The following is a 21,780-nucleotide window of genomic DNA, read 5'->3' as shown; positions in this document are numbered from 1 at the left end:
TTAATATATATTAAATAATAAGACTAATACTCAAACCAAAAAATTCCAGGTCTAATTTGAGATCTTTAAATCTTCAAATTTATGTCTGATTTCTTTGGTTAAATCATCAATAGAATTACTTGATAATACTAGTTTTGAAAGATCTAATGTCTTAATTTTAGGATTAACTTCTAAATATTCACTAACTGTTTTAGCCACTTGTTTTCAATCAACAACATTGTTTGATGAAACTACTAATCTCAAGTCTTGGTTTTGAAGAATTAAGTTAGCATCATTGCTTGTAATATCATTGACAGCTGAAGTTTTTAATGTTGTAATCACGCTTTCAGCATCATTATCAAACTTAACACTTAGTGTGTATGTTTGGAAATCTGGATCTAAGTTTTTAACAATAACATCATTAATTGATGTAATGCCAGTATCTCTAAAATCTAATGAAGTAATATATCCACCAGAAAAAGCACCCTGAACATAACGTTCATAGAAGCGTTTAACATAAACATCTTCAAGGGCTTTTTTCACATCTTCATTAGTTAATCTGTGTTTGTATAAACTAATTTCTTCAAATGGTTTTGAATAAACTGAATCAAAGATTAAATGTGTATTTTCATTTAAAGCTAATGGGTTATAGCTCACTAAATTTGGCGTATATAGTTCTAATTCTTGAATATTAGTTTTAGTTCAATCGAAATCAAATTGATTAATCAGACGTGATTTGATCGCAACCTTTTTAACAGAATCAACAATTCTTAATTGCTTGATTGTATTGTTATCAGCATTGTTAATAATCAAGAATTCTGGTTGATAACTAGCAATATAAGAATTAATGATGAATGGTTCAGCTTTGCTTAAATCAAATAATAATGTTGAAATCTTATTTTTAACAAAATTATTCTTGATGATTAATTCAGAAGAAGCTTGATAGTTATAAAAATAAACACCTGATTGTAATTCGATATTAGCTACACGATTTCAACCATTGTATGTGTTGGTATCAATATCACTACTAGGACGTTCATTTTTAATATATGAAGAACTACTATCTAAGATCGGCATGAAAACACGATCGTTGTAATAATACGGCGATTGGTAGTTCGCATTTTGATCTGGATATCCAGATCAGAAGTTATTGGTATGATTAGTTTTTTGTTTTGCTGGAATTAATTTTGAACCAATTACTTCGTAATATTTAGGTTGATTGTTGTTAGGGTTACTAACATCAATATTAATATATTGATCTTTTTGAACCAATTTATCATTGATGACATTGACACTTGATTGGTTTTTATTACTTTGATTAACAACATCATATAGTGTTTTTTGTAATTCAAAATCTAAGCCATTTAATTTAAATTTGGCAATTGATTCATAACCAATACTGCGATTATCTTGATTTTTTGTTAATTTTCGATCATTACTTGAATTACTAGCAGAACTAAAACTATTACTAATACCAACAGAACCAAAAGCGATTCCTGTAATTAGCAACGAGCACGCAACAATAGAAGAAAAAATCCAAATTAAAGATTTAGTATGTTTATATTTTCGCACTATTTTAGTTTAAGCTATTAACAAGTATAAAGGCAAGCATATTGATATTAAATCATATGCTTGTGTCAATCAATGATAAATCTATTTATCTTACGCTTTAAATTATAACATTTTTAGTCATTAAAGTCATCTGAATGATGCAATAACAACCCTTTGGTTGAATCATCGAATTCATAAGAATTTAATCCTTCAATCATTTCAGTATTATTGATTGATGTGGTTGGATTAATGCCGTATTCTTCCATATTGATGGTTGCAGAATTCATGATTTCATCGTATGAATCAAATGATTTGTTATTCAGATTTATGCCTAAATCGTTATTAACATTAATCGTATTGATTTCATTGGTAATACTTTGATAGTCATTAATTTGACGATCAATTTCACTCATTCTTTGTCTTAATGAATCAATTGAATCATTAAGGTGACTAGCAGATGTGTTTAATGATGGATTATTAAAGCTGGTATCGTATTTATTAGCTTTATATGAATTGTTAAAAGAATCAAATGATGAATTAAAACTATTGTATTTATTATCAAAACTATTAAAGTCTGAATTTAGTTTTTGGTTATTTAATTCACGAGCAAATCTAGTGCTATTAATGTCATTAAATCTGTCATTATTTAATGAAAAATCTTTATTTAATGATTCAGGTTGATAATCATAACGTGAGTTAAATTGTGAATCAAAACGTTGTTGTAAACTTGGTTGCTCTTTTTGATCATCAAAACCATATTGACTATGTTCATCATTTTTTAATAAGCTCATGAATTTTGGTTTTACATAAGCAACAAATCAGCCAGCATCATTTTGATTAGCTTGATAAACAATCTTTTCATCAATTACAAAACCAATGTTATCAACTAATGGTGCTTTTTGTTTTCAGATATTAATAATTGTTTGAATATCGTGATAAAGATTTTCATCTTTTAAGATAATGTAGAATTCATCAACATAAGCGTTGATGTTATCTACTTGATATGAACAATTTAGTGCTAATTCAAACATCTGTTTGTAATTAGTTACATAGCACATCCCGATCAGTTTATTGTTATCAACTTTTAGAATGTTGTAACGAAATACTTTGTTATTAGTAACTGATAAATCAAAATTGGTTTTATAAATGTTATTCATCTTTTTTATTCTTAATTAATGCATTAAAACGAATTAAATCTTCGTTGGTTGTAATTTTGAATGCATCAATTTTTGCTTTAATTAGATAAGTCTTTATACCCTTTAATTTTAATAAAAAATGAGTTAAATCAGAATAATCTTGTTGATCATTAATCAAATTTTTGATTAAGTTTAATCAAGTTCCTTGCGGGGTATAGATCATTTTTATTTGATTCCGATCAAGATGATTGATCATTTCATTTTGATCATTAGTGCTTATGATTGTTGAAAAAACATCCTGATAAAGTGATACTGCTTGATGATTGTTTAGTTCATTAACACAATCATTTAAGCACGCGATATTAATGTTAGCTCTGGCAGCATCATGAACAATAATTTTAGCATCATCATAACCTAAATTTATGATGTCTTTAATCGCATTAATAAACGAATTATGACGGTTAATTTTAGAACCTAAAATTACTTTAATTTGTTCGTTTTTTGCGTATTTTTTGCAAATTAAATCAAAATATTCTTCATTAATTACTAGATAAATTAAATCAAATAATTTTGATTGTAAAAATACATCTAAACTGTATTCATAAATCATTTTGTTATCAACAAGATAAAACTGTTTAATTTGATTACTTAAATTTAGTCTTGTTGATTGACCGCTTGCTAGAATGATGCCAATAGTTTTAATCTTGTTTTTCATGCATTAAAACTAAAAGCTCAACTAGTTTATTTAAGATCATCATACTAACAACATTGACATAATCGTTGTTATTAACTTTACTTAAATCAATTGTTTGTTCATAGCTTGTTTGATTGATCATTAAATGAAATGAAACTTCTTGATTGTTTTGATGATTAAAATGAACAAAATTAATTAAAACATCACAACCAAAATATTTATGAGCAGCAGATGAAAGGTGTTGTTGGTATTTATTATTCCAGTTGTTTTCATCATTAATTGCTTGGTAATTATTTAATAATAAAAAGCGATTAACACTAGATATATTTTTAAAAACAATTGACCCTTTAAATAGATCATCAAGTTTTTTTGATACCAACAAAGCATTAGCAATCATGCCGTTACTTTGCGATTCAATAACAGCAATTGTTAGATTGTGTTTATTTAATTCATTAGCAATAATATCTTTGTAATCAATCATAATTATTGTTCTGTATTTTGGTTGTTAATTTTCAGTTTTTTATAAATTTGATATGAATAAATTCCACCTGATAATAATGATAAAAATAATGCTAAATAATGAGCAATATTAAAGGTGTGATAAACAACAATATCGTTTGAAGCAAACTGACCACCAACAAAAAAACTGATGATGATAGCAATCATTTGCACTGTTGTTTTTAATTTTCCATAAATATTTGCTGGCACAACAACTTTTTTGGTTGCTACAAACATTCTTAACCCATCAATATAAATATCACGTAAGATCAAAATAATCACAACATAAAGATTAACAATCTGTAAGTAAGCAAAATAAATTAAAACAGTATTAACTAATAATTTATCAGCTATCGGATCAAAAATCTTACCAAAATTTGATGTTAGTTTATACTTCCGAGCTAAATATCCATCTAAAAAATCAGATATTGAAGCAATTACGAATAAAATCCCAATAATTAAGAAATACAGATTAATTTTTAAAGTATCTCTAGACGAAAAATCAATCTGATAAATGATTTCTTTATCAGATTGACTAAAATATGTAAGGATTAAAATTGGGATTAATAATAAAATCCGTAAACTTGTTAAGATGTTGGGGATATTTCTAAAAATCAAGTTGCCCATGGAAACGAGGGAACGGAATAACATCACGAATGTTATCGCATCCTGTTACATACATTAATAAACGGTCAAATCCTAGACCAAAACCAGCAGAACGGTAATAACCATACTTACGTAGATCTAAGTATCATTGTAGGTTGTTGAATTCTGGATCTAAACCGATTTCTAAACAACGGTTTAATAGTTTGTTGTAACTATCTTCTCTTTGAGAACCACCACAGATTTCACCAATTCCTGGTGCTAATAAATCAGTAGCAGCAACAGTTAAACCATCATCGTTTTGTTTCATGTAGAATGCTTTAATTGCTTTTGGATAGTTAATAATAAACACCGGGCATTTATAAACTTGTTCACATATGTATCTTTCGTGTTCAGTTTTTAAATCCATACCAAAGTGGATGTCTTTAACTTCGAAATCAACACCGTCAGCAACTGCTTTTTTCAAGATTTCAATTGCTTCTTTGTATTCAACACGAGGGAAATTGTTATTAACGATTAAGTTTAGTTTTTCTAATAAACCAGGTTGTAAGTTTGCATCACATCATTCTAATTCTGGTTTAGCGTATTCTAATAGGTAGTAAATTGAATGTTTAACACATTGTTCCATTAAGATTGTTAGTTTTTCTAAGTCCATTAATGAAACTTCTGGTTCAATCATTCAGAATTCTGATAAGTGTTTTGAAGTGTGTGATTTTTCAGCACGGAAAGTTGGTCCAAAAGTAAATACACGTTTGAATGCTTGCGCATAAGCTTCAGCACCAAATTGTCCACTTACTGTTAAACTAGCTTTACGACCAAAGTAGTTTTCATCACTATCAGTTCTTACTTCAAATGATTCACCAGCACCTTCTGCATCGTTTGAAGTAATAATTGGTGAATGTACATATAAAAAGTCATTATTCTTAAAAAATTCAAAAAACGCATTAGCTAGTTCGCTGCGGATTTTCATAATCGCATAGAACTTGTTTGTTTTTGGTCTTAGGTGAGCATTTTCACGTAAGAATTCAGGTCCGTGGGCTTTCTTTTGTAATGGGTAAGAAGCATCTGCTTCTTTTAATACTAATACCTTAGAAGCTTGAATTTCAAACGGTTGTTGTTTTGAAGGTGTGTTTCTAACAAGACCTTTAATTAAAATTGTTGAAGCTAAATTTAACTTAGCAATTTCATCAAAGTTTTTGATTTCGTCTTTTTTGAAAACCACTTGAACACTTTCAAGTGATGTTCCATCGTTAAAAGCAATAAAACCAATCGCTGCAGAAGAACGAATTGATTTAAAACTTCCGACTAAAACGACCTCTTCACCTTCTCTTTTAGCATGCGTGCTAAGTAATTCTTTTATTTCAATAAGTTGCATAATTTTCGAATTTTTTTATTTCCTTTTTATATGTAGTTTTTCAATTCTATTATAAAAAAATAATATATTATCAAGCATTTATTATTTAATTATTTAGCAACTGATTTTCTTGTTGATTTTTTAATCATTTCAAAATGTTTAATTGCTGAATTTGTTTGATTTTTCTTACGGATAATTAGTTTGTAAAATTCCATAATGATTGTTAAGCTAATCCCCATCAAAATACTATAACCAACTAATTGTGGTTTTTGCGTAAATTTATCGTCCATATGAAACACTTTTGCAATTGGTCCCACTAGTGAAACTAATAAAATTAAGAAGATAGAAAACACTGCACTAATATAAACTAAACTGTAGTATTTTGGTGATGATTTTAACAATGATTGATCCGTCATTAAATTCAACGAATGAATTGAAGCTGATAATCCTAAAACCATGAACGCCATTGATGAACCAATTGCATTAAATGATTCGATTTGATTATTGTTAATTGCGTATAAAATTCCTAAACTGTATGCTAGTAAAGTTAATGTTGCAATAAAAGTTGATTGTCAAATTAGATCAATCCCCATTCTTCTAGCAAAAATATTTTCATACTTATAGAATGGTCGAACATTCATCACATCATTTTTAGATTTTTGCAACCCTAGTGCAATTGCTGGAAAACCGTGTGTCAAGATATTAATTCACAACAACTGAGCTGCTGAAAAGATGCTGAATTCTTTGAATAAATCATCTACAGTTTTGTTTGTTGTTGATAAGTAATCTAAAACATTTTGGTTGTTATTAAATACAGCTTTAAATGCAGGAATTAAAATGATTAATCCTAATAAAACAACGACAATTTCAGCAATTGAACTAATTAATAAGTTTTGAATAACCTTCTTGATTGTTTGATAAATTCTTCTACCAGATTCAACTGATTTAATAATTGTTGAAAAGTTATCATCAACAATAATCATATCAGCAGTTTCTTTGGCAACATCAGTTCCAGTAATCCCCATCGCACAACCAATGTCAGCTTTTTTAAGAGCTGGTGCATCATTTACACCATCACCAGTCATGGCAACAACTTGCTCGTTGGCTTGTCAAGCATCAATAATACGCATCTTATCTTCTGGTGACATTCTTGCGTATACTGAATATTTTTGAATATCTTTTTTTAAAGTTTCATCATCGATCTCATTTAGCATTTGCGAGTTGATTGCAAGATCGGTTGATTCATCAAAAATATTAACTTGTTTAGCAATTGCTTTAGCAGTATTTAAGTCATCACCTGTAATCATAATTGGTTTGATTCCAGCTGACTTAGCTAAATTTACAGCATGAATAACTTCTTCTCTTGGTGGATCAATTAAAGCAATAATTCCTTGAAGGCGTAAATTGTTTTCAATTTCTTCAAAATTATCGTAAATTTTATCAATTTCTTTATAAGCAACGGTCAAAGTTCGATAGCTTAAATCAGCATAATTTTTAATCTGTTCTTTGTAGATATCAACTTTGTTTTTGTCAGATACATTAACAATTGATTCAAAAGCACCTTTAACAATTAAATAACCTTTTTTAGTATTCTCATCAAAGATCTGAACTGACATCATTTTTTTGACAGAATCAAAAGGATTAACTTTAATTTGATAGTGGCTAAAATCTTTGGTGTTATAAAAATTATTTTCAATCCCAAAACGAATTAATGCTGTTTCTGTTGGATCACCAACTTCAACCATTTTGTTATTTTCATCATAATTAATTTTGGCTGTTGAACACAATACAGAATTAATTAATAAATTCTTATGTTCATCTTTTAAATCTTTAACACCTTCATTTCCATCAGTTCATAAACCAACAACTGTCATTTGGTTTTTGGTAATCGTTCCTGTTTTATCTGAACAAATAACAGCAGCCGATCCTAATGTTTCGATGGACGAAAGATGTTTGACTAGCGCTTTTTCTTTGGCAATGTTTTTAATACCTAATGCCAAAATGATCGACACAAAAGTGCTCAACCCCTCAGGAACGGCCGCCACAGCTAATGAAATCGAAGCAGTTAATGCTAATGGTCAGCTTGTTTCAAAATTACTAACACCACTTAAAAGAATTTGAATAATGAAAGCAATAATGAATAACACAATTCCACTATAACCAAAAACTTTAGAAAGTTTTTCTAACTTAATTTGTAATGGTGATAATTGTTTCTTTTGTTGATTAACTAATGAAGAGATCTTACCAATCTCAGTATTAATCCCTGTATTGATTACTTCGCATAAAGCATGGCCATTGGTAATTGAACAACCTGAAAATAAATAATCATTACGTTCAATATTAGGCAGCTTATCGCCTTCATTGTTTGAATAAACACCTTTTTTAACTGGCAATGATTCACCTGTTAAAATTGATTGATTTGAATAAAGATTACTGCTTTCAATAATACGACAATCAGCAGGAATCACATCACCAGCTTCAAGAACAATGTAATCACCAACCACTAATTGCGTTGAATCTAAATTGATTAAATTATTATCCCGATAAACCTTGGATTTAGTGATGTTCAATTTGTTTAAGGATTTAACTGCTTGATCTGATTTAATTTCTTGGACAGTCCCAATCAAGGAGTTAACAATGATTACGAATAAAATAATAAATGGTTGAACGAATTCAATTTTCAAAGCACTGTCTTCTGCTTCAAAATCCCATTTTAATCTAATACCAGCTAATATCGCTACAACAAATGATGCAATGGTTGCAATTAATAAAATGATAATCATTAAGTCTTTGAATTGACTTAAGAAGACTAAAAAATAGTTCTTCTTTTTTTCATTATTAATTGCATTTGGCCCATTTTTTTGATAACGTTCATTAGCTACTGAACTACTTAAGCCTAAAATCTTATCTGACATTATATATAAATTAAAGACATATAAAATTTTACTTTTTTATATCTTTAATTCACATTAATTTATTAATTAAACTAAATCAACAAATACTTCTGTTAGATAACAAGCACTAATATATTTAGTTAAATCAGAAAGTCGATAATTTGATGCTAATTTATAAATCATTTTTAAAATATCCATTAAATAAGCATCATATTTAATAATCGATGCACTTGCTTGGTTATCGAATAAAAATGCTTCAATTTCTTTTAATAAATTTATTAAATCATTAGCATATTTTTCTAACTCATTTTTTTGCTTATTATCAAGCTTATTTGTGCTAACAATTTTATGAACTATTTTAAAAGTATTATCATACTTATAACTGATCTCTTTTAATTTCTTAAATATCTCATTTTTATCGTCTTTTTTAACTCTTTTTGCTCTTAAATTAGTTTTAACAATTGGGTTAGCAACAGCGATAATTTGATCATTATTTATTCTTGATTTTTTAGCATCATAATTGTTGTTTAAACTTATAGTTTTTTTGAAGTTAATAAATAAATTTTTATACTCTTGTCTTAGTTTATTAAAGTCATCATAATTGTTTCAAGTTTTTAATCTTCAAATTAACTTATCAATTTCTAAGTTATTAAAGAATAAAATCTTTGTATTTATATTAGGTTTTAATAAGAATTGACGGTTTAATGACTTTAAAAAGTCAATTATTTGTCACACTTTATCTTCAAGGAAGTTAATGCCGTTTAAATTATTCAGCATGATTACTAAATAATCTAAATTTTGAAACTTAAAATCTTCACTAAATTCTTCAAATAATTCTTTTTTGAAAATGTAATCAAAATCAATGTAAGCAACTTTTTTATGTCATTTTGCTTTATGAATTAAGAAGTATTTAATGAAGTTATCTTCGATTTTTTCTTTTATGCTGAACTCTAATGAATTGGTGCTAATTTCACTAACTTTTTGATCATTATTTTCAATTAAGTTTTCAAGCTGTTTTATATCATTATCTTCGCAAAAAGTGCGATAAATATGGTTAGCTTGAGCTAATTGTTTGCTATTATTTTCGCCAAAAAATCAACTATCTTGAATTAAATATTTATAAAAGATATTTCAATAAAATTTCTTTAATGGTTTTTGTTCATAAAGCAGACAGATTTCTTTAACTAATTTGAATTCGTTATCAACCATTTTAATGGTTGGGTGTTTGATCATATTATCAGAACAAAAAGCATAATCCAAATCAACATCATATGATTTTGGATTAATATGCTCTTGATAACAATATTCATAACCAATGCATGAATCGATGAATAATTTAATGAATTCTTCGTTTTTTAATAGCTCTTTTTCAGAAATATTAAATTCTTTTGAATAATGAGCTAATAAAAACGGATAACAACTCTTATCTTTGTATTCATTAGAAATCAATTTTGGTATTAAAATTTTTTCTAATGTTTTTAAGTTTTCATTAAAGCTAAAAACCTTTTCACTTTGAGAAAACTCAAACCTTGTTCTTACTTGAAGAATATAGTCATAAGAATTCTTTTTTAGTTTAGGTTTTAAGATATTATTAATTTTTGCAATAACGGGGCTAGTGTATTTAGAAACATCCAATCGCTTATTTTTATGTTTAAGACTAAATAATGAAATTTTACGGTTAATTTCCATTATTTGTTTGCCATATTGATTTGAAATTTTATTAATTTCATTCGGATTATTTAAATCTTTAATACTTTCAAATCATTCAAGATAAGTTTGATAAAGTTGCTTTGAAATTTTTCTTTCTTCTAATGTATGAACTGATACTTTTTTATCATCAACTTTTTGTGCTAAGGATTTTTTAGTTTCTGTTTTTTTCATAACTAGCCTTACGATCTAGTGCTACTACTTAAATTTTGCTTATAATCTTTGAATTGTTTTGAACTATATACTTTTCTAAAATATTTAACAACATCACTTAACTTACGGATGTTTTTAATAACTAATGTGTTTGAAATCTTTTCTGCGTAATCAAATTGGATTTTATTAGTTAAACTAAACTGAGCTGAAAAATCTAAAATCGCATTAACAATATAATCTTTATTGTTTTGTTCTTTCTTTAATCCTTCAATAAATTCAACTTCTTTAGGATAAAGATTGCGACGATAAATTCCTCTTAAATAACGTTCTGAATTAAAAGTTCGGTATTCATGTAAAATGCTTACTTCTAAATCCTTGGGACAAAATAAACCAAAGAATGTTTCATTACGGTTCATATTTTGGGGAATTGAAGCATCTTCTAATTCATCAATCGTATTAGTGTATTCAGTAATTGCTTCTGCTAAATCAAATGAATCATTAATGTTTTCTGTGCGTTCTAAGATTTCAATCAATTCAGATTCTGGTGGATTGTATTTTTCACATAAACTAGTTAAAGCATTTTTAGTTTCAGGTGAAAAATTAAATTGTCTAAATTTAAGACTATCTAAATCGATTGAACCAGTGTTGCTTGCGATATGATCATAAATATCAGTATTTTGTTTTTTGAATACTTCATAAAAAGTTGATGAAACATTAATGTTACTGCCACCAATATTCTTATTTGAATAAAGATTACTTAATCTAAAATATTCTTCACGACCGATTTTATTGATTAAAGTAGTTTTAATAATTTCTTGGGACATTAAACCATCTCAATCAAGCATTTTTGCTAAAAAAAACTTATAGGTTTTAGTCTTATCAACATCGTTGGTTTCGACATAAGTTTTTAATAACTGTAAACCTTCAAGTAATTTTCTAAAATCGCTTAGTTGTTTTTTAGATATTCCTAATGTTTTAAAGATGCGGCTAAGTGATAAATCGTTCTTTTTGCAGCGTTCATGCATGTAGGTTTGATAATCATTAATCAACCACATATAAAACATGGTAGCTTCGCTGCCTAAAATGTGTAAATAAACGTTCGTAATCAGACTAGTATCATTGATACTACCAGCATTACGATGAATTTCATACAACTCTTTATATTCAACCATATCTTCTACTTTTTGCCCCTTGGTATTTAATAATGTAAAAGTTAATTTACAAAATTAAGCTATTAAAAGTATAAGCAACTGAAAAAATGATTTTTTAGTTTTTTTAAGTGGAAAATTTCTGGCAATAAAATGAGAAAAAAAATTAAAAAATAACCACAAAAATTAAGCATTAAATTTAGTGGTTTTTAGATAGTTTTCCCCAATTTGGGGATTATAATTCACAATCGCTTCTTATTTTTGTTAAGAATTTTAAAAGTTGGTTATAAGCATTAGTGATTTTATCGTTGTTTTTGACTACAAAATCAGCAATAAAATCAGGATTATCCTTAATTGGATTTCATTTTTTTAGATCAAAATCCTTTAAATAAGCGAATTTCTGAGCAATTGATTCTTTGATCAACTCTTCATTTCGTTCTATGAGAACAAAATAATCAAAAACATCTAAATAATTCTTTTGTGCTGTGTAAATAACGGCCCCTTCAACAACAATAATGCCATTAATTGATAAGTTATTTAGTTCGTATTTCACCGTTTTTTCAGCAAATTCATTCAAAAGCTTTAATTTATCTGGATTATTAAAGACTAATTGACCCAAGCGCTTGCGATCAACTTCAACTTCATTAACGTATTCTTTACCAAAATTTTCAAGGATAAATTCATACCCTTTTCTATCTTTTTGGTAATATTCATGAATTAAATTATCAAGTTTAATTGTGTGATAGCCATCTTGTTTTAATAAATCAATTAACATTGATTTACCAGATGAGGCTTTACCTGCTAAACAAACTAAACGTCTATTTTTGGCATTTTTCACAATAATAAGTTCCTCGGTTGTTAACTTTCATTTTTTTAACAATAGAACCACAGACTTTGCAAGCTAAGTCTTTTTGTAAATGGACGTTTAAATAATCTTGGTATGATCCTGCATGATTGTCCTTAAATTGGTAAGAAAAAATCGTTGTGCCGTTTAATTCAATGGCTTTTAACAATACTTGTGTAGCGTATTTAGCAATATCTTGGTATTGTTTATCAGTTAATTCATTAGCCTTTTTGGTTGGATGAATTTTTGCTAAAAACAAGATTTCATCAGCATAAATATTACCAATTCCAGAAACAACTTCTTGGTCTAAAATTGCTGATTTAATTGCTCTGGTTGATCGTTTAAGATTGTTTTTTAAGTATTTTCAATCCCATTGTTCTTGCGTTGGATCAATTGCTAATTTCTTTAAATAATCAGCATCTAAATAATCATCGATTGAATGAATATGGAACGTCCCAAACCTTCTGGTATCGTGATAGTGTAATTCGAAATCATCCAAAACAAATCGCACTAAAACATGGCGTTCGTCATATTTCGCTTTGAATTGATTGATCTTATATTTACCTTCCATTCTTAGATGTGATACTAAGACTTTATTATTAGATAAAATAAAAATAATGTATTTACCAATTCTTTTGATATCAACGAATTTTTCATTAACTAAGTATTTCTTAAATTCGTTAGTTGTGCTATTTTTTAATACTTTAGTAGCATAAACAAAAACATTATTAATCTTTTGATTAATAATTTCGGATTTTAAATAATTAATAACCGTTTGGACTTCTGGTAGTTCTGGCATAATTTCTTTTTAGTTTTGGTAATTTATATTATAAAAATCGCAAAAAGCAAAGTATTCTTTTGCATCCATTGGATTAATTTTAAATTCTTCAATGTCTGCATCAATTAAACAATCAGTTTTAATTGTGGCTAGTTGTTTTGATAAAAAACATAGCTCTTTTGATTCAATTAATTTCTTTTGAATGCTTGGTTTTAAACTATCTAAATTTGCATATAAACCTTCAATGTTTTTATGTTGTTTAATTAGTTCAATCGCAGTTTTAATACCAATTCCTTTAACTCCTGGGATGTTATCTGAACTATCACCAACCAATGCTTTATATTCAATAACATCAAGTGGTTTTAAACCATGAAAGTGTTCAGCAAAATTTTGATCATTAATTTCTTTAAAAACACTAACACCCTTAACAAATTGATACATCGTGGTATTTTGATTAACCAATTGATAAATATCTTGATCTGATGAATAAACATCACATTTGATATTATGCTTATTTGCAAGCACACTAAATGAACCAACTAAATCATCAGCTTCAATTCCAGGTGAAGATAAAACTTTAAAACCTAAGAATTTTAAACCATCTTGGATGGCAATTAATTGTTCAATTAAACCATCAGCAGGTTTTTTTCTTGTTGCTTTATAACCTTCAAAAACCTTGGCACGATCAGTTTTTTGTCCAGAGTCAAAAGCAATTAAAGCATAATCATAATTATCTTGTTTAATGATCTTATTGATCATTAATAAGCTGGTTTTAATTCCATTATTTGGTCTTAAATTATTTTGAACAGCATATTCATACATTCCGATTGTGGCATAAAATGCACGAAAAACAAGGGAATTTCCATCAATAACTAAAGCTTTTTTTGTTGTATTCATAAGTTTATTTTAAATTGACAACGCCTAAGATTGTGTAAGAATCATGACCCATATAAATATCACGGCGCAGTTTGACAATTATCTTGTTATTCGTATTAATCAACGAACTTAGATAAGCAATTAAATCTTGATTTCAAACTTTCGCTCAGATTTCATAAGCACCATCAAATAAAGCAAAGCGTAAGATATTTTTTTTCTTTTCAGAAGATTTCACTTCTACTAGCATTGAACATTCTTCTTTTTGCAATGATGCTTTTAATTGTTTAATTGTTTTTAGATCAGTAATTTCTTTTTCTAATTTCGCAATCGTTTTTTTAAATTGATTGGGTTTATAGATTTTTTCTTTAATTGCTTCAAATGATACTTTTAATGAACTATCAATCAATTCATTATCTTTAATCACTTCTTGTTTAGTTAGTTCATTAAACAACTCTGGGCGATCTTTTTTTAAGAATTCAATTGTCGTGTTAGTGATTGCTTTTTTATCTTCATAAGAAATCAAATCATCGTCGTTTTTAAATGAAAGATTACCTTTAAAATACGATTCAACCAAAGCAATCATTACCCGTTTTGGATATTCAAGTTTGAATTCATCAAAAGCACCAGCATTAATAAGTTTTTTTAATAATGTTTCAGGAATTTTGTTTTGTGATAACGTGATTAAACAATCAATAAAACTTTCGAATTTTTGGTTATTTCTAGCTTCAATAATTCGGTTAGCACTTTCATTGGCTAAACCAACAATCATATTAAAACCTAGAATTATTCGTTCATTATCGTGTGATAATGTAAAGCTAGATTGTGATAAGTTAATATTTGGTTTAACAATACCAATATTACGTTCAATAATTTCGATGAAATAATCAGTTAATTTTGTTTTGGAATCGATGTTGTTTTTTAATAAAATTACATAAAATTCCTTAGGATAATTAGCTTTTAAATAAGCCATTTGATACGCTAAGAAAGCATATGCTAATGAGTGTGAATGGTTAAATCCATAATCAGCAAACTTATGTAAGTATTCAAAAATTTCAATTGCTTTTTTCTCTGAATAATTATTGTTAATTGCTTGCTTAATGAAATTATCTTTTTCTTTTAATAATAAAGCTTCATCTTTTTTTGAAATCGCACGTCTAAATGAATCAGCCTGAGCAGCATTAAAGTTAGCAACAACAATTGCAGTATTAATCACTTGCTCTTGATAAATAATAATTCCATGAGTTGGGCGTAAGATTTCAACTAGTGAATCACTTAAATAATTAAATTGTGTTCGGTTAAATCTTCGATCAACATATTCATTGATATTATCTTGTGGTCCTGGACGATAAAGCGCTGAAATAATCGAAATATCTTCAAGGTTTTCTGGTAATACTTTTTTTAAAACACCTTGCATTCCAGCAGATTCTAGTTGGAAAATTCCTTTGGTATATCCCTTCTTTAATAGATTAAAGGTTTTATCATCATTTAATGGAATGTTGTTAATATCAAAATTCTTATTATGATTGATTTTAACTAGGTTGTTAATTTCATCAATGATTGTTAATGTTTTTAAACCTAATAAATCAATTTTAATAAGACCAAATCGTTCTAGATATTCCATTGAAAACTGCGAAACAGAACGATTGTTTGCATATTGAACTGGGATTGTTTGTGTTAAAGGTTGATCACCACACACAACACCAGCAGCATGTAATCCGATTTGTCTTGGTACATTGAAAATTGTTACGGCTAATTCAAAGATCTTTCTTATTAAATAACAACTTACACTACCCGATCGTTTGCATACTTTTTGATCAAGACTACATTCTTGGCAATTTAAAACAATTTTATAAGCACCAGATGCTTGGTTCTTGTGTCATTCTTCGATTTCGTCGTATAAAACTAATTTAATAATTTCATCAGCTTCTGATACTTTTAAATCTAAAACTCTGCAAACATCTCGGATAGCATTCTTAACCTTGATACGTTGAAAAGTAATAATGTGAGCAACGTTGTTTTTACTATATTTTCTAAACAGATAATCAACAACTTCTTCACGGCGATTATCCATGATATCCACATCAATATCTGGCATTGATTTACGTTCTGGATTTAAGAAACGCTCAAAGATTAATCCATATTTAATTGGATTGATTGTGGTGATATTTAATAAATAAGAAACAAACGAACCAGCAGCAGAACCTCTTCCTGGTCCAATGATTATGTTATGTTCTTTAGCTTTTTTAATGAAGTCATGAACGAATAAAAAATAATCACTAAAATTTAGTCGCTTGATGATTTCTAATTCATAATCTAAGCGTTTTTTATCTTGTTGATTGATTAAATGATTATTTAAATAAACATCAAAAGCTTGTTCGCATAAAGCACGTAAATATTGATCGCTATCAAAACCTTTTGGTGTTTTAGATTTAATGATTGAATTATGTTTTAAATTATCTAAATCTCAATATGAACATTCATTAATTAATTCATAAAGTTTGTCTAATTGTTTTTTGGTGTATTTTTGTTCAGATTGTTCTGTATTTAAAAATCCACTAGCTTTAACAATTTCAGTATCGATAATTTCATTAACGCTGAATTTCGGTCTTTTGTTTGCTTGTTTTAAAGCTACAGCATTAATTAAATTTAAACCAATGTTTTTAGTTTCATCAACACAATTAACAAAATTGCAAGCAATCTCATCATTAAGAATACAATTCTTATGATCCCATCTAAAATTACCAGATTTGACAATCACATAAAGATTATCATCTAAATAATCAAAGATATTGTATTGTTCATTTGAGCTAGCAAAACTGCTAATACTAATTAATCGTAAATAACCTTCATTATTTTTAGCAATTAATACTAATTCAGAATTAGTATCAGTATCAAAAATTTCTAGTCCAATGATTGGTACTAGATTATTTTTCTTGGCTAAATCATAAAATTCAACTGCACCATATAAAACATTTAAATCAGTTAAACAAACGTGGGTTTGATTGTTTTTAAGTGCGTATTGAATAATATCACTAATACTTAAATTAGTGCTTAATAAAGAATAATAAGATCGAGTGTTTAGATTGACAAACATTTATTTTTTGCGTTCGTCCAATTTAGCTAAATCTTTTTCAATTTGTTTAATTTCTTTTTCCAGTGATTTGCGTGTCGCTTTATCAACTGTGTTTTCTAATTCAGCTTTTAAATTAAACAGTTTTTCTGTTAATTCAATCTTATACATTCGTTCTTCCATGTCGAAAACTTTGGTGTCTTCTAACTTAACACGTTCAAACTTTTCTATTTCTTTAGAAGACGTTTTAAAACGAACTGTTTTATTTTTTTTATCAGAATCCATCAATAGCCTCACAATGAGAAAATTACTAATAGAATTATAACAAATATTAAATAATCAGATGTTAAAAGATTGAAAATTTCTTTAGCTTTTTATTAATCAATATTTATTTTTATCAATAAATATCTTTATTTTAAAAAGTTTGAAGTATTCATGTTCTATAACAAGATATGTTAAAAATTCTTAAAAGGAATAAAAAAACATCACCTTTTAACGGGTGATGTTTTTAATTAGCGTGATATTTTCCTATTCTCACCTAAGCTACCTTCGGCTCCATGATGCTTAACTTCTGGGTTCGGAATGGGTCCAGGTGTTTCCATCACGATATCGATATCACACTTACATTGCTCTTTGAAAAACTAAATACAACAAATCATATATGATTTCATAACTAATGTTATTTGATCAAACCTAAGTCCTCGAATTATTAGTACTAATCAGCTAAATACCTCACGGCACTTACACATTTAGCCTATCAACGTCGTAGTCTACAACGATTCTTACCCCATTGCTGGGAGGGAAGATTATTCTTAAAGTCGGTTTCACACTTAGATGCTTTCAGCGTTTATCCGTTCGACACGTTGCTACCCAGCGGTGCAGTTGGCACTACAACTGGAGCACAAGAGGTGTCTTCACTCCGGTCCTCTCGTACTAAGAGTAAATCTTTTCAATCTTCCTGCGGGCACAATAGATAGGGACCAACCTGTCTCGCGACGGTTTGAACCCAACTCACGTATCTCTTTAATCGGCGAACAGCCGAACCCTTCGAACCTGCTTCAGCTCGAGGATGAGATGAGTCGACATCGAGGTGCCAAACACTGCCGTCGATGTGAACTCTTGGGCAGTATCAGCCTGTTATCCCCAGAGTAGCTTTTATCCGTTGAGCGATGGCCATTCCATACTGAACCACCGGATCACTATGACCTAATTTCTTACCTGTTCGACTTGTAAGTCTCACAGTCAAGCACCCTTATACCATTACACTCTTAACACGATTTCCAACCGTGCTGAGGGTACCTTTGCACGCCTCCGTTACCTTTTAGGAGGCGACCGCCCCAGTCAAACTGCCCGCCTAACACTGTCCTGTTGCTGGATAACAGCAACCAGTTAGAGAAGAATGTAAACAAAGGTGGTATTCCACTGGTGACTCCACAACTCCTAGCGAAGTTGCTTCAAAGTCTCCCACCTATTCTCTATATGTCTAAACTCTGCCCAATATTAAGTTACAGTAAAGCTTCATGGGGTCTTTCCGTCCCGTTGCGCCTAACGGGTGTCTTCACCCGTACCTGGATTTCACCGAGTCTATAGCCGAGACAGTCAAGAGATGGTTACACCATTCAAGCGGGACGGAATTTACCCGACAAGGAATTTCGCTACCTTAGGACCGTTATAGTTACGGCCGCCGTTCACTGGGGCTTCAGTCGGGAGCTTCGATTGCTCTAACACCCTTCTTTAACCTTCCAGCACTGGGCAGGTGTCACCCCATATACATCATCTTGCGATTTAGCATAGAGCTGTGTTTTAGTTAAACAGTCCCCCCTTGTTCTTCACTGCGGCTCAACTTTTACATTGAGCATCCCTTCTTGCGAACTTACGGGATGAATTTGCAGAGTTCCTTAGCTATAGTTCACTCGCTAACCTTAGGATCTTCTCCTTGACCACGTGTGTTCGTTCTCGGTACTGGAAACAAAATAATTAACCCTAGAAGCTTTTCTTGGAAGCGTGATGTATGCATCTTCGCTACTTGCAGAGCGTTCGCTCGTATTCATAAGTTGTCCTTAAAAGAAGCGGATTTACCAACTCCTAAGACTTCTTATTTAACCCCAAATCCAATAATGGGGATGCATTAACCTTCTCCGTCACTCCATCAGTTATTTTGTTTGTACAGGAATATTAACCTGTTCTTCCATCGACTACGCATTTCTGCCTCGCCTTAGGTCCAGACTAACCCTGGAAGGACGACCCTCGTCCAGGAAACCTTAGTCAATCGGTTTGAGAGATTCTCACTCTCAAGCGTTACTTACACCGGCATTCTCACTTGTATACAGTCCACCAATCCTCACGGTTTGACTTCAGCCCGTATACAACGCTCGTCTACCACTATCTAGACAATCTAGATAATCCATAAATTCGGTAATATGCTTAGCCCCGTTACATCTTCGGCGCAAAAACACTCGACAAGTGAGCTGTTACGCACTCTTTAAACGATGGCTGCTTCTAAGCCAACATCCTTGCTGTTTAAGTATTTTAACAACCTTTTCCACTTAGCATATTTTAGGGACCTTATTTAATGATCTGGGCTCTTCCCCTTGTGACAATGAAGCTTATCCCCCACTGTCTGACTGCAAGAGTAAATTAATTGGCATTCGGAGTTTAATTGTATTCAGTACACCAAGGCGGCGCCATCATACATTCAGTAGCTCTACCTCCAACTAATCATGATCTTACGCTAGTCTTAAAACTATTTCGACGAGAACCAGCTATCACGGATTTCGATTGGAATTTCACCCCTAGTCACAGGTCATCCGCTATCGTTTCAACGAGAGTCGGTTCGGTCCTCCATTAGATGTTACTCTAACTTCAACCTGCCCATGACTAGCTCAACCCGTTTCGGGTCTATAATAACAAACATTTAAACGCTCTATTCAAACTCGCTTTCGCTTTGGCTACCCTTCTATCGGTTAACCTGCTTGCTATCATAACTCGCCGGCTCATACTTCAAAACGCACGCCATCACACATTAATGTGCTCTGACACGTTGTAGGCATATGGTTTCAGAATCTATTTCACTCCCATCCCTGGGTTCTTTTCACCTTTCCCTCACGGTACTATACGCTATCGGTCACTAGTTAGTATTTAGGCTTGCCCAATGGTCTGGGCGAATTCAATCAAGATAACGTTTCTCGATCTACTCAGGATACTGCTAGGTATCAAACCAATTTAAGATACGGGGCTATAACCCTGTGTCGCATAGCTTTTCAACTATTTCTCCTATCAGTTCAAAGTCCACATTGCAGTCCTATAACCCCAAGATAAATCTTGGTTTGGCCTGTTCCGCTTTCGCTCGCCACTACACACGGAATCTCTTTCGATTTCTTTTCCTGTTGCTACTGAGATGTTTCACTTCACAACGTATTGCTTTTAGACCCTATGAATTAAGATCTAAATAATTAATATCGCTATTAATCAGGTTCCCCCATTCGGACATCTACGGATTATCGCTTCCAACCAGCTCCCCGTAGCTTTTCGCAGGTTTGCACGTCCTTCGTCGCCTTCTAGTGCCAAGGCATCCACCATAAGCCCTTAGTAACTTATGTATTTGATCCATTAGCTATTTGAATCTATTTTTGTTGATGAAATTTGATTGATACTTTAATCAAATTTCGGACTAGAAAGATTTGTTGTATTCAGTTTTCAAAGAACAATGTAGCTATTTAAAGCCTTTATAAGTATATCACAAAAATGTAAATAATTCAATGAATTTTAAAAAAGATTTAATTTTATTATTTTGATCATTAATAATTAATTAAAAATTTATCAAAAATCATAGTTAAATTAATCTTGATTTTAATTACAAACAAAAGGTGCTGTTTAAGTTCTGTAATTAAATTAATGTTTATTTTTTTCTTAAATATTTATTTATCAAACTAATTGATTTAATTTTTAAATTTTAAGTAATGAATTAATTTCAAAAATAAAATTTCATATTTGTTATTTAATATTTTTCACATCCCAATTAGAATTAACTTTTATAAAAAACACCAACAATAAAATTTAAAAAAGTATGGATGATTTTTTTATTAATTAAAACTATCAATTAATTCAATAAAAAAATGATGAGAAATTTGATTGAAAAAAATTATTAATTGGTTTTAAAAATTTTTTAGTTAACTTGGATTTATTTTTATCTAAAAAAAAATCGTAGATATTAAATAAAAACAAAAAATCAAAAATTAAAACCCAAATTGTTTTTTTATCTAAAAAAAAGTAATTGTAAATTTAGATTTTTATTCTGGATTTTTAGTGTCAGTAATTTTAGATATATAAATAAAAAAACATCAGCGTGTGCTGATGTTTTTAATAAAGGAATAAAACATGAATAGTTAAATGTTCATTGATAACTGAATAGAATCTGACCAACAATGTTTAAGTTAATAAATTTGCTTTAATGGGTTTAACTATTTTGTTGGATTTTAATTTCACCGTTATTTTA

14 protein-coding genes and 2 rRNA genes are annotated in these 21,780 nt (G+C 29.5%); all 16 read right to left on the bottom strand.

Annotated features, from left to right (window positions below):
• Positions 1-51: 51 nt before the first annotated feature.
• Entirely contained in the window at positions 52-1,551 is a 1,500-nt protein-coding gene (locus tag JJE79_RS01210; protein WP_222926668.1) for an IgG-blocking protein M, read from the bottom strand.
• A 113-nt stretch (positions 1,552-1,664) separates the two neighbouring features.
• The gene (locus JJE79_RS01205) at positions 1,665-2,687 is read right to left on the bottom strand and encodes a hypothetical protein (protein WP_222926667.1); all 1,023 of its coding nucleotides are present in this window, start codon (positions 2,685-2,687) and stop codon (positions 1,665-1,667) included.
• A complete protein-coding gene (locus tag JJE79_RS01200; protein WP_222926666.1) occupies positions 2,680-3,381 on the bottom strand; it encodes a 2-C-methyl-D-erythritol 4-phosphate cytidylyltransferase in 702 nt (233 codons plus the stop codon). The genes JJE79_RS01205 and JJE79_RS01200 overlap by 8 nt, the downstream gene beginning before the upstream one ends.
• Positions 3,365-3,841: a CinA family protein gene (locus tag JJE79_RS01195; protein WP_222926665.1), complete on the bottom strand. Its 477-nt coding sequence runs from the start codon at positions 3,839-3,841 to the stop codon at positions 3,365-3,367. The genes JJE79_RS01200 and JJE79_RS01195 overlap by 17 nt, the downstream gene beginning before the upstream one ends.
• A gap of 2 nt (positions 3,842-3,843) precedes the next feature.
• Positions 3,844-4,485 carry a CDP-diacylglycerol--glycerol-3-phosphate 3-phosphatidyltransferase gene (pgsA, locus tag JJE79_RS01190; protein ID WP_222926664.1) on the bottom strand — a complete coding sequence of 214 codons (642 nt, stop codon included), beginning with the start codon at positions 4,483-4,485 and terminating at the stop codon, positions 3,844-3,846.
• Positions 4,466-5,836 (bottom strand): asparagine--tRNA ligase, encoded by a 1,371-nt coding sequence (gene asnS / locus JJE79_RS01185; RefSeq protein ID WP_222926663.1) that lies wholly within the window; start codon positions 5,834-5,836, stop codon positions 4,466-4,468. Before asnS ends, pgsA begins: the two co-directional genes overlap by 20 nt.
• Before the next feature lie 89 nt (positions 5,837-5,925).
• Positions 5,926-8,730 (bottom strand): cation-transporting P-type ATPase, encoded by a 2,805-nt coding sequence (locus JJE79_RS01180; RefSeq protein ID WP_222926662.1) that lies wholly within the window; start codon positions 8,728-8,730, stop codon positions 5,926-5,928.
• Between the two features lie 66 nt (positions 8,731-8,796).
• The gene (locus JJE79_RS01175) at positions 8,797-10,590 is read right to left on the bottom strand and encodes a hypothetical protein (protein ID WP_222926661.1); all 1,794 of its coding nucleotides are present in this window, start codon (positions 10,588-10,590) and stop codon (positions 8,797-8,799) included.
• A gap of 8 nt (positions 10,591-10,598) precedes the next feature.
• Complete coding sequence (locus JJE79_RS01170) at positions 10,599-11,741, bottom strand: helicase DnaB (RefSeq protein WP_222926660.1); 1,143 nt, start codon at positions 11,739-11,741, stop codon at positions 10,599-10,601.
• 211 nt (positions 11,742-11,952) lie between these two features.
• Entirely contained in the window at positions 11,953-12,555 is a 603-nt protein-coding gene (coaE, locus tag JJE79_RS01165; RefSeq protein ID WP_222926659.1) for a dephospho-CoA kinase, read from the bottom strand.
• A complete protein-coding gene (mutM, locus tag JJE79_RS01160; protein WP_222926658.1) occupies positions 12,536-13,360 on the bottom strand; it encodes a DNA-formamidopyrimidine glycosylase in 825 nt (274 codons plus the stop codon). Before mutM ends, coaE begins: the two co-directional genes overlap by 20 nt.
• Before the next feature lie 9 nt (positions 13,361-13,369).
• Entirely contained in the window at positions 13,370-14,236 is an 867-nt protein-coding gene (locus tag JJE79_RS01155; RefSeq protein WP_222926657.1) for a 5'-3' exonuclease, read from the bottom strand.
• A gap of 4 nt (positions 14,237-14,240) precedes the next feature.
• Complete coding sequence (locus JJE79_RS01150; protein ID WP_222926656.1) at positions 14,241-17,309, bottom strand: DNA polymerase III subunit alpha; 3,069 nt, start codon at positions 17,307-17,309, stop codon at positions 14,241-14,243.
• Complete coding sequence (locus JJE79_RS01145; protein WP_222926655.1) at positions 17,310-17,570, bottom strand: hypothetical protein; 261 nt, start codon at positions 17,568-17,570, stop codon at positions 17,310-17,312.
• Positions 17,571-17,800: 230 nt separating this feature from the next.
• Positions 17,801-17,905 (bottom strand): 5S ribosomal RNA (gene rrf, locus JJE79_RS01140).
• A 69-nt stretch (positions 17,906-17,974) separates the two neighbouring features.
• Positions 17,975-20,884, bottom strand: a 23S ribosomal RNA gene (locus tag JJE79_RS01135).
• Positions 20,885-21,780: the final 896 nt, after the last annotated feature.

Origin of the sequence: Mycoplasma sp. E35C, from assembly GCF_019873825.1 — a bacterium.
Taxonomy (GTDB): Bacteria; Bacillota_I; Bacilli_A; order Mycoplasmatales; family Mycoplasmoidaceae; genus Mycoplasmoides.
This window is presented reverse-complemented; position numbering and strand designations above follow the sequence as displayed.